Here is a 15120-nt window from a genome sequence, read left to right on the forward strand (position 1 = left end):
ACCTCAAGCATTCCCTGCTACACGACGAAGCCCGGAACGCCCGAGCTACGCCGCCGCCTGCGAACCATTTTCCCCATGGGAAAGGTATGCCTTGATAACATCCGGCAGAACATCGTCAAACTTCGCAATCAGAGTCTGGTGAACCTGTGCACGGAACACAGGATCGAAACGCTCAAAACCTTGCACGCAACCGAAAGGGGCTGCACCAGTTTTAATCGCCTCCAGTTCTTCTACCCAATGCCTGGACTGAACAAAATCCAGATAAGCCAATTCCCGCGCAGGTCGCACAGAGGCCTTGTGCCGCAAAATCTCGAGATGATTGGCAAGAGCGACGGTATTGAACTGTTCAATATCCCGATACCGGAAACTGACCTGTCGATTCAGGACATCGGGTCTTTCAGCAAAGAAAGCTGCCAGCGTGCTGCGCCGCAATGGATGCGGATGATGATGGATCGACATGAAGCGGTCTTTCATGCCGGCGGTTGAGGCGCCTTTCCATTGAGCCAAGCGGAATTTCGGGAACGTATATTCGTACCGCGATATCTTCCCGAGCAGACGACGCAGCTTGTATTTCCAACGAGTATTCTCAGGCCGCACCCAATCGCCGTGCAGGACAGGACACTCATTCTCATAAAGATCGGATATTGTCAGCGGTGCATTCACGAAGAAATCGTCGTTGGAATAGATAAAATGCTCCGACAATCCGGGTATCCGCCACATGGCGCCTTCGATTGCCCGCGCATTGAACGACGGGCGGGCAGCCGGCAAACCTTCAAAAATGTCATCATGCGATACAATCTGGATGAAGGAAGAATCGCATTTCCCCTCATTTTTGAAGGCATCGAGAAAGCGCGGCTTCTGATGATCGGTGATGATGAAAATGCGCCTGATGAACGGCGCGAATTTGAGGACGGAAGCGATGTTATAGTAGATCTCGCCATTATCGAGATAGCGTTCGCTCGTTACGGCTTCGAAATGCGTACGATCGGAATCAGGCGCGAATTTTTTTCTGGCAGCCATATGCGCAGGGTCCTGCCCATCGACCCATGCGATTACGTAATCGACGTCCACTATAAATCTCACAAGAAATTGCAGTTTTATGATGGAAATATATCAGTTCAACTGACCATGCAAAATGAAAGAATGGGGAATTCGTTCAACTTTGGTCATGCATGAGCGGCATAAGCCCTGTACTCAATGATAGGTCAGCTCACCACGCGACAAATAGTCAAAAGTTTCAGAAATTATTGAAAACTGAGCAAATGGTCGTACATTAAAGCGCATCCTGAAAACTGTGAAACGGATTTCGGACAAGATGTATGTGAAAACAAACAGTTAGAGCGGAAATCTGATTGAATCAGACCCGTGCGCTAACACCACGCTCTTCATGGTGGCAGGATGCGGCTATATCGACGGTTCTGCAGGGCATAAAGAAAAGATAGGTTGTTGAGCAGCGCTTTAAACGCGCGTTCGGAAATTCAAGGCTGACTGGACATGAAAAAATTTCTGCCCATCTTCATCATCGCCTTTATCGTCGTCATCGTCGGCGCTGCTGGGCTCAACCTTTTCCGCGACAAGCAGGCGGCGAAAGAACCCTTCGGCGGGCCGCTTAACCTCGTGACCATGGATGGAACACCCTTCACAGAGAAGGATCTGCGCGCCGCGCCGGCAGCTATCTTCTTCGGCTTTACGCACTGTCCAGACGTCTGTCCCACCACGCTCTACGAGCTGGATGGCTGGCTGAAGCAGCTTGGGCCGGAAGGCAGTGACATCAAAGCTTATTTCATCACCGTCGACCCGGAACGAGACACCCAAGAAGTCATGAAGACCTATGTCGGCAATGTTTCTGACCGCATCATCGGTGTTACCGGCACACCGCAGAATATCGCCGATATGGTCAAGTCCTACCACGTCTATGCCAAGAAGGTTCCGGGCGAAGATGGCGAATATACGATGGACCATACGGCATCGGTATTTCTGCTCGACAAGGGCGGTCGTTTCCGCAGCACCATCGCCTATCAGGAGAACCCGGATACGGCTCTGGAAAAGTTGAAGAATCTGGCCAAAGGCGCTGCAAACGGTTAAGTAAGGCCTCCGAAGCATTTCCAACGGGAATGCGTCAAAGATAGAGAGCTTTTTACTTCATGGCCCAGTCACGACTTTTCTTTTCGGCGGATAAGGCGGAAGCCGAGCGCGTCTACAACATTCTCGAACAATCTTTCGAGGAAGACGGCTTCCCCATCGCTATCACCGAGATCGATGAAGACCGGCAGATTTTCGAAGTTTCGGTCTATGTTGAGAACGATGCCGATGACGTCGCCAGGCGGATCGATGCGCTGGTAGGGCCGAATATTTTCGCCGTTGAGGAACTGCCAGACATCGATTGGGTCACGCATTCACTAGAAGGGCTGAAACCAGTGAGAGCTGGACATTTCTTTGTCCATGGCTCGCACGACCGCGACAAGATTGAAGCCGGCGACATCCCCATTGAAATCGATGCCGGTCTTGCCTTCGGTACCGGCCATCACGGAACGACGGCAGGATGCCTCGAGCTGATCGAGGAAACCGTCACCAACGAACATCCGACCAATGCGCTTGATCTTGGCACCGGCAGCGCAGTTCTCGCCATCGCCATCGCCAAGCTTGCTCCGATTCCGGTATTGGCTACCGATATCGATCCCATTGCCGTCACGGTCGCTGCCGAAAACGCCGCCAAGAACGGTGTGGCAGAACATGTCGTCACCGCAACGGCAGAAGGTTTCGGCCACTCAATCTTCCGTTCGTATTCGCCATTCGACCTGATCGTCGCCAACATTCTTGCCAATCCGCTTATCGAGCTTGCGCCTTCCCTCAAGGAGCATCTGGCATCCGGCGGTTCCATCATTCTTTCGGGAATACTTGACAGTCAGCACGATGCGGTGCTCGCTGCCTATCAGGCACAGGGACTCACCCATCAAAAGACGTTGCATCGCGAAGGTTGGGTGGCCATTCACCTGAAATAGAGCATTTCCAGCAAAAGTGCGAAGCGGTTTTGCGTCGGGTAATGCGTAAGATAATGAGATAGAGCGGTTTACGATTCCGTTTTAACCAAAACCGCTCTAGCAGGCCGTATAGACCACGGCATATTCCTGTTTTGAGCGAGTTACATCTATGGCTTTTCAGAATTTCGACGTCACCACAAATCCGGCCAACGGCGGCCCACGTGTTGCAAAGCTACGTGCGAAGATGGCCGAACTTGGCCTCGACGGCTTTCTGGTTCCCAGGGCGGACGAACATCAGGGCGAATATGTTCCGCCCCATGCACAGCGTCTCGCCTGGCTGACCGGTTTCACCGGATCGGCCGGTGCCGCGCTCATTCTCAAGAACAGTGCCTATATCTTCGTTGACGGACGCTATGAACTGCAGGTTCGAGCCCAGACCGATCCAAAGATCTTTTCCTATGAAAGTCTGGTCACAAATCCCCCGGCTTCCTGGCTGGCAGAAAACGGCAAGGGCCTGAATATCGGCTTCGATCCTTGGCTCCATACCATTTCGGAAGCCCGCAGCTTACGCGAAGTGCTCGAAACTCTTGGCGGTCAGCTAGTTCCGGTCGAAATCAATCTCGTTGACACCGTATGGGACGACCAGCCCGAAGTACCGACGGCAGAGGTCACTATCCAGCCCGCCCGCTTCTCAGGCCATGAAGCGGAAGACAAAATCAAGGAAATGCAGGCGACAGTTGCAGCAAGCGGTGCCAGCGCGACTGTCCTGACCGATCCGTCTTCAGTCGCATGGGTATTCAATATCCGCGGCAAGGACGTGTCCAACACGCCGCTTCCGCTCAGCTTTGCCATCATTCCTGCAAAGGGCGAACCAGAGCTTTTCATTGATGAACGCAAGCTCGCCATCGAACCGCGTGCTTATCTGACCCAACTTGCCAGTCTCTCGGCGCCTGCCGATCTGGAAGGGCACCTTAGTGCTCGGGCAGCCCAAAGTGCAGCCAAGGGCGAGAGCATTCTTCTCGACCCGATTCTCGCGGCTGAAAAACTTCGCCTCATTGTCATCAGCGCAGGCGGCAGCGTGATCGACGGCAAAGACCCTGCCCGTATTCCACGCGCAATCAAGAACAAGGCAGAGCTCGACGGCTCACGTGCGGCCCATGAGCGCGACGGCGTGGCGATGGTCAATTTCCTCTCATGGATCGACGCCCAAAAGCCAGGCGCTATCGATGAAATCAGTGCAGCGCAGAAGCTGGAAGAAGCGCGCACAGATGCCGGGCGCGACTTCCAGATGCCACTGGAGGATATATCCTTCGACACGATCTCCGGTGCAGGGCCAAATGGCGCGATCATCCATTATCGCGTCAATACCGACACCAACAGAACGCTTGAAGATGGCGAGCTCTATCTGGTCGATTCCGGTGCACAGTATCGCGATGGTACGACTGACATCACCCGTACCGTGCCTATCGGCAAAGCCACAGCGGAGACGATCAAGGCATTCACGCTCGTACTGAAAGGTGTGATCGCGATCACAACGGCCCGCTTCCCGAAAGGCACACGCGGGCAGGATATCGACGTTCTGGCGCGTATCGCGCTATGGAAACATGGTTTCGACTATGCGCACGGAACCGGCCATGGCGTCGGTTCCTACCTTTCGGTGCACGAAGGCCCGCAGAGCATTTCGAAGAAGGGTGCGCAGGAGCTGCTGCCGGGTATGATTCTTTCCAATGAACCGGGCTATTACAAACCCGATTCATTCGGCATCCGTATCGAAAACCTCATCATCGTCACCGAACCGGAAGTGCCGGAAGGCGGCGACATTCCGATGATGGGTTTCGAAACACTGACTTTCTGCCCTATCGACCGGCGCTTGATCGACAAGTCGCTTTTCACTCAAGAGGAAATCGACTGGTTGAATAGCTACCATCTCAGTGTGCGCGAGAAGCTGTCAGGCCATCTCAAGAACACTGAACGCCATTGGCTCGAAGCGGCAACCGCGCCGCTTTGATAAATGCCTTCATACCGTGAAATGGCGTAGCGTAATCAAAAGCGCTACGCCCGCAAAGAACATAGTCATCATGCTGAGCCGCAGCGAAAGCAGGATGCAGACCGCGAGCACAAGCAGCTCGCGCCAGCCGTGATCGGAAGCGGGCGCAGCCACAATGGCCGTCAGAACGGCCGCGGGCACGGCGTTGAGCACCGCTTCCACCCGATAATGCACGTGGTTGAAGCGTGACAGGACCAGATGTCCACCAATACGGGTGAGATAAGTGCAGAGCGCGCCTGCGAGAATGATCCAGATCGTCGTGGACATTTACGCCTCCCCTTCCCGTGGCTTGGCGATGATAGCCGCAAGCACAATGCCGCCAAGTGCGCCCAGTGAAACATGCCAGGGAGAACCCACGAGCTTATAGGCCGCCACGGCTGAAATCGTACTGACGATGACGACAGGCAGCCAGTTCTGTCGATGACGGAAGCTCATAACCATACCGAGAAAATAGATCGGCAGCAGGAAATCGATGCCAAAAGCATACGGGTTTGTAATGAGATTGCCGAATAGCCCGCCGATCAGCGCTTCAAGAACCCAGGTCAGGTAGAATGTCAGTCCGATGGACATATACCAGACGAAAGTAACTGGCTTGCCGGCTTCCGCACGCTGTTCGACTTCCGCATACTGGATATCCACCAGAACGAAAAAGGCCAATGCCTTCTGCCATAGCTTGAAGTGACGGATACGCCGACCCGTGGTCGCCGAATAAAGCACGTGCCGGAAATTAACGGCAAAGATCGACATGACGATCATCCACGGCGCGATGTTCTGGCCGAAGAGATCGAGCCCGACCATCTGGCTGGCACCGGCATAGATGATGGAACTCATGAATACCGCTTCGGCGAGCGACAATCCGTTATCGACAGCAAGCGCGCCGAATAACAAGCCAAAGGGCGCTCCGGCAACGACAAGCGGAAGTCCGCGCCGGACACCGTCAATAATATCGGCGCGCGCTGAAGCCCTTACGGGCCGAAAAGTCTGATCCACGAATATTCACTCCTCCGAATGAAGAGTAGTTAGGAAATTCTGCGGCCTGTTGGAATATGATTTCCCAAAAAATCATACTATTAGACAGGATTGCCGCATTTGCGCATCACTCATAAATCCGGCTGATGCGTTCATGAACGATCACGATTGTTGCGGAACGATCTTTTCGATTTCGTGCATCCAGTCCACAAGCGGGCGAGTCCGTTCTGTAAAGTCGACAAGACGATCTGCCAGATCAGCTCTGGTAATCGTTTCAGGATCGATTTCAATTCGTACTGAGAAGTGCCGATTGCGAATTGCTTCCAGCAGATCGTCGTCGGTCACGGCCTCGAAACCACGTGGCGTGCGTTTCAACCGGTCGTAATCACTAATCTTCAAACCACTTTTCTTGAGTTTCGCAACCATGGCGCGAAACTCTTCCGGCTTCTCGGCAATAGAAGTGCGTATGGCCAGAAGCAGTTCTTTCTTCGGCCCCCACCACGCAACACAAGCGTAGCAATCGCGGACACCCGGTAGGCCGATGCAAACATAGAAGCACCCGCTCTCGTCCCATTTCGTACCCGATTGCGACAGCAGTGCAGACAGGTGGCGGTTATAGGGTGCCTTGTCCTTGGAAAACCGCGTATCGCGTTTGATGCGGAACTGCGATTTCACCCGGTCGCCCTTGAACGGCAGACCGGCCTTTTCGAAACGACCCGTCAGTTCTTCGACAAGATCACCAAGCGGCTCCTTCAATTGCTGCTCGAAAAGATCTTTGTTCTCAACGAACCATTCGCGATTCTGGTGAAAATCCAGAGCTTTCAGAAACGGGATCGCTTTCTCACCAAATCCGCTGAACGGGGCCATTATTCTTCTCCGACCAGAGTAAACCAGGCGTCTTCATCAATGACTTCGATGCCCAGCTCCGACGCCTTGGCGAGTTTGGAGCCCGCTCCCGGTCCGGCCACCACCAGATCGGTCTTCTTCGATACCGACCCGGCTGTCTTTGCCCCATACCGCTCGGCCATGGCCTTTGCCTCATCGCGTGACATTCGCTCCAGACTGCCGGTAAACACCACCGTCTTGCCTTCGACCGGCGAACCGGTGGCGACACGCGCCTCCTCATCGAGCGGCGTTACTTCGGCGAGAAGAGCTGCCAGTACTTCGCGATTATGCGGCTCCGCATAAAAATCAACGACCGCTTCAGCAACGATGGAACCGATGCCTTCAACCGCAATCAGTTCCTGCCAGGCGTCGTTGCCCTTGTCGGTACGGTCCCCTTCTGTTGGCGGCACGGCCTCCAGAGCAGCTTTTTCAAACGCCACGTAAGACAGATAGGCGCGCGCAAAACGCTTGGCATTCACCTCGCCAACATGGCGGATACCAAGGCCAAACAGAAAGCGATGCAGGGCAATCTCGCGCCGATCATTGATCGCATCATAAAGCTTCTTCACGGAAGTCGTGCCGAAGCCTTCGATGTTCTCCAATTTCTTCAGGGGCGATTCAGCCTGTCGTTTTTGAAGTGTGAAGATATCTGCAGGGGATTTGATCTTCAGGCTGTCATCTTCGGCATGGAAGAAGAACTCAACCTGCTTTTCGCCAAGACCTTCAATATCGAACGCATTGCGCGATACGAAATGACGAATGCGCTCAACCGCCTGCGCGGCGCAGGTCAGACCGCCGGTGCAGCGATAGACCGCCTCCCCCTCTTCGCGCACCGCGTGGCTACCACAGACAGGGCATTCATGCGGGAAATGGAACGACACGGCATCAGTCGGGCGCTTCTCCAGCACGACATCGACAATTTGCGGGATCACATCGCCTGCGCGTTGCACAATCACCGTATCGCCGATGCGAATGTCATGCTCATCCGCGCGAATACGTTCTCCCTTGAGACCAATACCCTTGATATAGTCCTCGTTGTGCAGCGTCGCATTGGTCACGACCACACCACCGACAGTGATCGGCTCCAGTCGCGCTACCGGCGTCAGAGCGCCAGTCCGTCCAACCTGAATGTCGATGCCCCGCAAAATCGTCAGCGCCTGTTCTGCCGGAAACTTGTGCGCAATTGCCCATCGCGGGCTGCGGGATCGGAAGCCGAGGCGCGTCTGCAGATCAAGCCGATCAACCTTATAAACGACGCCGTCAATGTCATAATCGAGCTTGGCGCGCTCAAGACCAATGGCGCGGTAATGCGCAAGCAGTTCGTCTGCACCGTGAAGTCGCTTCGTCAGCGGATTGACCGGGAACCCCCATTCTCGGAAAATCTCGACCATGCCCATCTGTGTGTCGGCAGGCATGTCCGACATTTCACCCCAGGCATAGGCGAAGAATTTTAGCTTGCGGCTCGCCGTCACCTTGGCGTCGAGCTGGCGCAGGGAGCCCGCTGCCGTGTTGCGCGGGTTGACATAAGTCTGCTTGCCGTCGGCGGCCATCTGCTCGTTGAGTGCGAGGAAGTCGCTCTTGGCCATATAGACCTCGCCACGTACTTCCACAACAGAAGGTGCGCCCGCCGGAAGCCGGTTCGGAATTTCGGCGATGGTGCGGATATTCGCCGTCACATTTTCACCGGTCGTACCGTCTCCACGCGTCGCGCCGCTAACCAGAATTCCGTTCTCATAACGGATCGACATGGAAAGCCCATCGATCTTCGGTTCGGCGGTAAAAGCGATGGAATTATCCGGCAACTGCCCGAGGAAGCGATAGACACTACCGACGAAATCGCGCACGTCCTGGTCTGAAAACGCATTGCCGAGCGAAAGCATCGGGCGGGCGTGGACAATCTGAGCAAATTTGGAAACCGGCGCGGTGCCGACCCGCAAGGACGGACTGTCTGCTCGCACCAGATGCGGAAAGCGCGCTTCAATCGCATCGTTGCGCCGCTTCAGCGCATCATACTCGGCATCCGAAATCTCTGGCCGGTCATTGGCATGATAAAGCTCATCATGATGAGCAATTTCGCGCGCCAGCCGTTCCAGTTCGGAAGCGGCTTCAAGTTCGGTCAGTTTTTCAACGGGAGTATCGGTCATAAGCGGAGCAAAACCTGCTGATTCAATTTTGCTCAACATAACCAAGAAATGGCATCGCGCCTACACCGGCCCGACATTACGAACATGCAAATCCCCTGACAGCGTCGTGTCAGGAGACGAGCGCACTGTTCTCGGCAAGCAGCCGTTCCGCTGCCGCACGTGCTTCATCGGTGATACTGGCACCGGCCAGCATGCGGGCAATTTCTTCCTGCCGTTCTCCCACCCCGATGGATCGGATGGAGGTCGCCATCCGGTCTTCATTGGTTGCCGATTTGGCAATCAGGAAATGTGTCGAGGCACGGGCTGCCACCTGCGGCGCATGCGTGACCGAAAGAACCTGCACGCGGCCGGAAAGCCGTGCAAGGCGCTGTCCGATGGCATCAGCTACTGCACCACCTACGCCGGTGTCGATTTCATCGAATACGAGCGTCGGAGCAGAACCGCGATCCGCAAGCGCCACCTTCAGCGCCAACAGGAAACGCGAAAGCTCACCACCCGAAGCGACCTTCATCATTGGCCCGGCACGAGTGCCCGGATTGGTTCGCACCCAATATTCAACCGTATCGATGCCTTCAGCCGCCCGCGCTTGCGCGTCGGTTGTCATTTCAACGATGAATTCCGCACGCTCCAGCTTCAGTGCCGGCAGTTCGGCCATTACTGCAGCCTTCAGATGCTCCGCCGTCTCCTTGCGCGAACCGGAAAGCTTTGCCGCAACCGTGTCATAAGCCGCCCGCATTTCAGTTGCCTGACTTTCGAGCTGGATGAGCTTTTCCGCTCCGGCATCGAGATCGGCAAGATCGGCATCCATCTTGTCACGCAGTGCAGGCAATCCTTCCACCGGGACAGAATATTTGCGCGCGGCGGCACGCAGAGCAAAAAGCCGCTCCTCGACCTGTTCCAGCACGTGCGGATCGAAATCGATTTCGCGCATCGCATGATCAATGCCGTCTTGTGCAAGAGCCAGGCTGTTGAGCGCTTCATCGATCGCCTTGCAAACCGGTTCCAGCAGATGCGGTGCTTCCGGAATCTTGCGCTCAAGACGGCGCACAAGGCTCGCCAGCGACGGCACAGGCGACCCCTGCCCTGAAAGTAGTTCACCGGCTTCATTCACGTCACCGGCGATCTTTTCGGATTTCATCATGATCGCACGGCGTTCGGCGAGTTCTTCTTCCTCGCCGGGCTGCGGATCGAGCTTGGTCAGCTCCTCCACCGAAGAACGCAGATAATCCCCCTCGCGCTCTGCCTGTTCGACGCGCGCACGATGCTTGGCGAGTGCGGTTTCCGCATCGCGCCAGGCCTTATGCCGCTCGCGAACCAACGCGGCCTCTGGCTCGAGACCACCGAAAGCGTCCAGCAATGTACGATGAAGATCAGTATCGATCAGCGCACGGTCGTCATGCTGGCCGTGAATTTCCACCAGCCTGCGACCCAGATCGCGCAGCAGCGCAACGCTTGCCGCCTGATCGTTGATGAAAACACGGGTACGCCCGTCGCCCATCTGCAAACGACGCAGGATAACGTCGCCATCATCATCAAAACCATTATCGCGAAGGAAAAGTCGGGCCGGATGACCACCCGGCACATCGAATACCGCCGTTACCTGCCCTTGATCGGCGCCATGACGCACGAGAGAGGCATCGCCGCGTGCACCAAGCGCCAGCGAAAGCGAATCAAGCAGGATAGACTTGCCCGCTCCGGTTTCACCGGTAAGCACGGACAAGCCTGTCTTGAACTCGATGTCGAGCCTTTCAATCAGAACAATATCGCGGATCGACAGGTGCGACAGCATGTGAGATTCGGCTTATGAGCCGCCGCCGGTGATCAGCGACGAAGCCTTGGCCAGCCACGAATTGCCATTCTCGCGCGGCTGGAGACCACCGCTCTGCAGAAGCTTGTAGCTGTCCTTGTACCACTGGCTGTCCGGATAGTTCTTACCGAGAACCGAAGCAGCCATCTGGGCTTCCGACGTCAGACCAAGCGCATAATAGGCTTCGACGAGACGAGCGAGCGCTTCTTCCACCTGACGGGTATTGGAATATTCCTCCACAACGCCACGGAAGCGCTTGATAGCCGCCAGATATTCCTTGCGTTCCAGATAGTAGCGGCCAACCTGCATTTCCTTGCCTGCGAGCTGGTCGCGGGCAAAGCGGATCTTGGCTTTGGCATCATCCGTATATTCGGAGTCCGGGAAGCGGTCGACCACTTCCTGCATCGCAGCGATTGCGCGGCGGCTCGCGGCCTGATCGCGAGTCACGTCCGGGATCTGGCGGAAATAGGAAAGACCGATGATGTAATAGGCATAAGCGGATTCAGGCGAAGTCGGGTAAAGCGTGTTGTAACGCTTCGCCATCGAGATCGCTTCTTCGTAATTGCCCTTGCGGTAGTTGGTGAAAGCAGCCATCACAAGCGCCTTGCGTGCCCACTCCGTGTAAGGGTGCTGGCGGTCAACGGCAGCGAACTTCTTCGCGGCTTCATCGAGGCGACCTGCGTCCAGATTGGCGAGGCCTTCATTGTAGAGTTTGTCGGCAGGATCGATCGTCTCGACATATTTGGTGAGATCGATGTCGTCGTCCTTGCTGGCACAACCGGCGAGCGGGATAAGAACGGCGATAACGCCAGTCAGCAGCGCGGTTTTCGTCACACCCTTGAATTTGAAACTCGTCATGCGGTCTCCGGCCTTCTGGCAGCGTCATTCCTGTTTGGAGCTGCGTGCTTCTAACACTGCACGGCGGCTCCATCCATACAAATCATTCAGCTTCAGCGAATGTACGAACATAGCTGACGCCGTTTTGGCCGTCCATAAACCACATGCAGGCGAAATCGGCAATCGCCTAGTGGTCTGAATCCGCCGGGCGGCGCATCGAAACGCGTAACCAGTGTGAATTGTCCCCGGTATTGACCACCCGCTTGGGTAGATACTCCCCGATCAATCCACCGCAGAACGGCGCACCGACTCAGTCGCGAGGTGAACCGGCGAACACGGCTCAATTAAGGCCGTACGCCGATACGCACTCATTTCTTGCGTGATACCAGAGTATTTCCAGTAAAATGCGAAGCGGTTTTGCGTAGGATAATGGGACAAAACAAATAGTTAGAGCGCCCATGGAGCGGCGATATTCGGCTTCACCGCAACGAAGTCAGACGCCCTGGAATTCCGGCGGACACCGGAAGCCTCAACAATATCGAAGGCCGTCTTGTCCGATAGCAGCGCCTTCACCGTTTCGGCGTTCAGTCTATGACCGCTGCGATAAGAGCGGAAACAGCCGATGAACGGCAGACCAGCAAGAGCCAGATCACCGACAGCATCAAGCGTCTTGTGACGAACGAATTCGTCCTTGAAACGCAGGCCACCCGGATTGATCACTGAATTATCGTCACCGATGACAAGCGAATTGTCGAGCGAAGAGCCAAGCGCATGGCCCGAAGCCCAGAGGCGTTCCACATCCTTCATGAAACCGAACGTGCGCGCGGTGGAAAGCTCCTTGCGGAAGGTCGCCTCATCCACGTCGTCGGCAAATTTCTGCCGCCCGATCAGCGGGCATTCGAAGTCGATTTCGACCTCAAATCGTGTACCGGCGAAAGGACGGAACTCCCCCCAGGAGCCGCCAGCTTCGACGCGGACCGTTTTCAGAATGCGTATAAAACGGCGCTTTGCTTCCTGCGTGACGATACCCGCCTCATCGAAAGCTTCGATAAAACGCGCAGAAGTACCATCAAGAATAGGGACTTCAGGACCATCGACTTCCACGACGAGGTTATCAATGCCCATTGCGGCAATCGCTGCCATCAGGTGCTCAACCGTGTCGATCTTGGACTCTTTAGGCCCAAGCGACGTGCAGAGGTCCGTTGCACCAATCTGCGAAACATGGGCGCGTACTTCCGGGGCGCTGCCCTTCATATCTGAACGCTGGAAAACGATTCCCGTATCGGCATCGGCTGGAAAAAACGTCGCCGAAGCAGGAGCCCCACCATGAACACCGACACCTGAAAGCGTGACCGCACGACCAATTGTCTTTTGATAAGCGCTCAAGACAGTTCCAATCTGCTGAATAAAATGAATGCAGGCCATCCAAACGGATTTTCAACACAGCCCGATTTCGCAATTCTTCGCGTCTATATGGATAGATATAGCTAAAATTGCGACAGGGAATACAAGGGTTTCACAAACTTGTGCTGCCCGAACCATACCCCGTTTCAATTAAAATAATAATTTGCGTGACTTGAACAAAATCACGCTTTCTTACGAATGTTCTGAATTCGTTTACAGTTAGCTATATTCCATCAGGAAATGAAAAAGCCGCGGGAGTTACCCGCGGCTTTCTTAATTGCTTTCCGAAATCACTCAGTTCGACTGGCGGCGCAGAAAGGCCGGGATTTCGAGCTGATCTTCTTCAGAGGCGGCACGTGGCTGCGGACGGCCCTGATCATCAAGCTGGCCGCGACGCGGTGCATAGATCGACGAGTCCTGCTGCGGAGCACGGCGTTCAGCCGGGCGCATGCCGGGCTCACGATGCTGTGCCGGTTCCAGACGGGCTGCAGGCTGATCTTCCTCGCGACGCGACAGACCATGGGTCAGACGCTTCAGGAGGCTCATCGGGCCACGCGGCTCTTCCTGTGCAGGCTGCTGCGGAGCGCGACGGGCATTGATTTCAGCCTGGGCAACCGGCGGGAAGTCCGAAACGGCGGGCATGCGCGGAGCCGGGCGTGGCTCGCGTACCGGCTGTTCATGCATCTGCGGCTGCTGGTAGGCCTGTGGCTGTGCAGCCTGAGCCTGCGGCATCGGTGCACGGGCAGCCGGAGCGCGTTCGAAGGATTCCGGTGCCGGAGCCTGGAAAATGCGGCTCTGCGGACGGAATTCCGGTTCAGCAGAAGCAGCAGGGGCTACCGGTGCGGCTGGCATTTCAGCTTCAGCAGACTGGATCGCCTGGGCAATCGGATCGACCTGACGCGGCTGTTCAACGACCGGAGGACGAAGGGCGCCATGCGGAGCCATAGGCTTCGCCTGAGCGGTCTGCTTTACTGGCTGGCGAAATTCCAGCGGCGCAGGCGCCGCGTCTCCTAACTGCTTGTCGATACCGGTTGCGACAACAGACACGCGGATGACGCCTTCGAGGCCTTCATCGAAGGTCGCGCCAAGGATGATGTTCGCATCCGGATCGACTTCTTCGCGAATACGCGTCGCAGCTTCGTCGACTTCGAACAGGGTCATGTCGCGACCACCGGTGATCGAGATCAGGAGGCCCTTCGCGCCGCGCATCGACGTTTCATCAAGCAGCGGGTTGGCGATTGCAGCTTCGGCAGCAGCCATTGCGCGACCTTCGCCGGAAGCTTCGCCCGTACCCATCATGGCCTTGCCCATTTCGCGCATCACCGAACGAACGTCAGCGAAGTCGAGATTGATGAGGCCTTCCTTGACCATCAGGTCGGTGATGCAGGCAACGCCCGAATAGAGCACCTGGTCAGCCATTGCGAAAGCATCGGCGAAGGTGGTCTTGTCGTTGGCAATGCGGAAGAGGTTCTGGTTCGGAATGACGATGAGCGTGTCGACATTCTTCTGCAGCTCTTCAATGCCAAGATCGGCAGTCTTCATGCGGCGGGCGCCTTCGAAGTGGAAAGGCTTGGTCACGACGCCGACGGTGAGGATACCGCGTTCACGCGCTGCACGCGCCACAACGGGAGCAGCACCAGTGCCGGTACCGCCGCCCATGCCTGCAGTCACGAAGCACATATGCGTACCGTTCAGATGATCGACGATTTCGTCGATGCATTCTTCAGCAGCCGCGCGGCCAACCTCTGGCTGGGAACCAGCACCAAGACCCTCTGTGACGGCAGCGCCAAGCTGGATCATGCGTTCCGACTTCGACATCGTCAAAGCCTGAGCGTCGGTGTTGGCTACGACAAAATCCACGCCGCGCAGACCGGCATTGATCATGTTGTTGACCGCATTGCCGCCGCCGCCGCCGACACCGAATACGGTGATGCGGGGCTTCAGCTCGGTGATATCCGGCTTTTGCAGATTGATAGTCATAGGTCCTTGTTCCTCTTAAGCCTTACCACCGCTTCGCCGCCGCGGTGTGGATTGGTTGTTACCCAG

The 15120-nt window shown here is 55.9% G+C and carries 12 protein-coding genes; 3 read left to right on the forward strand and 9 right to left on the reverse strand.

Features of this window, described 5'->3' with window-relative positions; translation table 11 throughout:
* Window positions 1-45 precede the first annotated feature (45 nt).
* Window positions 46-1020 (reverse strand): hypothetical protein, encoded by a 975-nt coding sequence (locus CQZ93_RS08800; protein WP_181153376.1) that lies wholly within the window; start codon window positions 1018-1020, stop codon window positions 46-48.
* Between the two features lie 474 nt (window positions 1021-1494).
* On the opposite strand from CQZ93_RS08800, the gene CQZ93_RS08805 reads away from it, so the two are divergent.
* The 3 genes from CQZ93_RS08805 (at window position 1495) to CQZ93_RS08815 (ending at window position 4989) form a co-directional block, all read left to right on the forward strand.
* Complete coding sequence (locus tag CQZ93_RS08805) at window positions 1495-2085, forward strand: SCO family protein (RefSeq protein WP_105542233.1); 591 nt, start codon at window positions 1495-1497, stop codon at window positions 2083-2085.
* A gap of 59 nt (window positions 2086-2144) precedes the next feature.
* Entirely contained in the window at window positions 2145-3002 is an 858-nt protein-coding gene (locus CQZ93_RS08810; protein ID WP_105542234.1) for a 50S ribosomal protein L11 methyltransferase, read from the forward strand.
* 148 nt (window positions 3003-3150) lie between these two features.
* Complete coding sequence (locus tag CQZ93_RS08815; RefSeq protein ID WP_105542235.1) at window positions 3151-4989, forward strand: aminopeptidase P family protein; 1839 nt, start codon at window positions 3151-3153, stop codon at window positions 4987-4989.
* A gap of 9 nt (window positions 4990-4998) precedes the next feature.
* Here the strand turns inward: CQZ93_RS08815 and CQZ93_RS08820 are convergent, their stop codons facing one another.
* The 8 genes from CQZ93_RS08820 to ftsZ all read right to left on the reverse strand — a co-directional run bounded on the left by CQZ93_RS08820 (window position 4999) and on the right by ftsZ (window position 15054).
* Window positions 4999-5295, reverse strand: coding sequence for an AzlD family protein (locus tag CQZ93_RS08820; RefSeq protein WP_105542236.1), 297 nt, complete (start codon window positions 5293-5295; stop codon window positions 4999-5001).
* A complete protein-coding gene (locus tag CQZ93_RS08825) occupies window positions 5296-6018 on the reverse strand; it encodes an AzlC family ABC transporter permease (protein WP_105542237.1) in 723 nt (240 codons plus the stop codon).
* Window positions 6019-6159: 141 nt separating this feature from the next.
* A complete protein-coding gene (locus tag CQZ93_RS08830; RefSeq protein WP_105542238.1) occupies window positions 6160-6864 on the reverse strand; it encodes a DUF2461 domain-containing protein in 705 nt (234 codons plus the stop codon).
* The gene (gene ligA, locus CQZ93_RS08835) at window positions 6864-9026 is read right to left on the reverse strand and encodes an NAD-dependent DNA ligase LigA (protein WP_105543239.1); all 2163 of its coding nucleotides are present in this window, start codon (window positions 9024-9026) and stop codon (window positions 6864-6866) included. Before ligA ends, CQZ93_RS08830 begins: the two co-directional genes overlap by 1 nt.
* 109 nt (window positions 9027-9135) lie before the next feature.
* Complete coding sequence (gene recN, locus CQZ93_RS08840) at window positions 9136-10815, reverse strand: DNA repair protein RecN (protein ID WP_105542239.1); 1680 nt, start codon at window positions 10813-10815, stop codon at window positions 9136-9138.
* A gap of 12 nt (window positions 10816-10827) precedes the next feature.
* A complete protein-coding gene (locus CQZ93_RS08845; protein ID WP_105542240.1) occupies window positions 10828-11691 on the reverse strand; it encodes an outer membrane protein assembly factor BamD in 864 nt (287 codons plus the stop codon).
* A 426-nt stretch (window positions 11692-12117) separates the two neighbouring features.
* A complete protein-coding gene (gene lpxC / locus CQZ93_RS08855; protein WP_105543240.1) occupies window positions 12118-13056 on the reverse strand; it encodes a UDP-3-O-acyl-N-acetylglucosamine deacetylase in 939 nt (312 codons plus the stop codon).
* A gap of 312 nt (window positions 13057-13368) precedes the next feature.
* Window positions 13369-15054, reverse strand: coding sequence for a cell division protein FtsZ (ftsZ, locus tag CQZ93_RS08860; RefSeq protein WP_105542241.1), 1686 nt, complete (start codon window positions 15052-15054; stop codon window positions 13369-13371).
* Window positions 15055-15120: the final 66 nt, after the last annotated feature.

Source organism: Ochrobactrum vermis (assembly GCF_002975205.1).
Taxonomy (GTDB): Bacteria; Pseudomonadota; Alphaproteobacteria; order Rhizobiales; family Rhizobiaceae; genus Brucella; species Brucella vermis.

What these genes read in the sequence shown, in the direction of transcription:
- CQZ93_RS08800 (WP_181153376.1), bottom strand. Translation starts at nt 1,020, where the DNA reads ATGGCTGCCAGAAAAAAATTCGCGCCTGATTCCGATCGTACGCATTTC.
- CQZ93_RS08805 (WP_105542233.1), top strand. Translation starts at nt 1,495, where the DNA reads ATGAAAAAATTTCTGCCCATCTTCATCATCGCCTTTATCGTCGTCATC.
- CQZ93_RS08810 (WP_105542234.1), top strand. Translation starts at nt 2,145, where the DNA reads ATGGCCCAGTCACGACTTTTCTTTTCGGCGGATAAGGCGGAAGCCGAG.
- CQZ93_RS08815 (WP_105542235.1), top strand. Translation starts at nt 3,151, where the DNA reads ATGGCTTTTCAGAATTTCGACGTCACCACAAATCCGGCCAACGGCGGC.
- CQZ93_RS08820 (WP_105542236.1), bottom strand. Translation starts at nt 5,295, where the DNA reads ATGTCCACGACGATCTGGATCATTCTCGCAGGCGCGCTCTGCACTTAT.
- CQZ93_RS08830 (WP_105542238.1), bottom strand. Translation starts at nt 6,864, where the DNA reads ATGGCCCCGTTCAGCGGATTTGGTGAGAAAGCGATCCCGTTTCTGAAA.
- ligA (WP_105543239.1), bottom strand. Translation starts at nt 9,026, where the DNA reads ATGACCGATACTCCCGTTGAAAAACTGACCGAACTTGAAGCCGCTTCC.
- recN (WP_105542239.1), bottom strand. Translation starts at nt 10,815, where the DNA reads ATGCTGTCGCACCTGTCGATCCGCGATATTGTTCTGATTGAAAGGCTC.
- CQZ93_RS08845 (WP_105542240.1), bottom strand. Translation starts at nt 11,691, where the DNA reads ATGACGAGTTTCAAATTCAAGGGTGTGACGAAAACCGCGCTGCTGACT.
- ftsZ (WP_105542241.1), bottom strand. Translation starts at nt 15,054, where the DNA reads ATGACTATCAATCTGCAAAAGCCGGATATCACCGAGCTGAAGCCCCGC.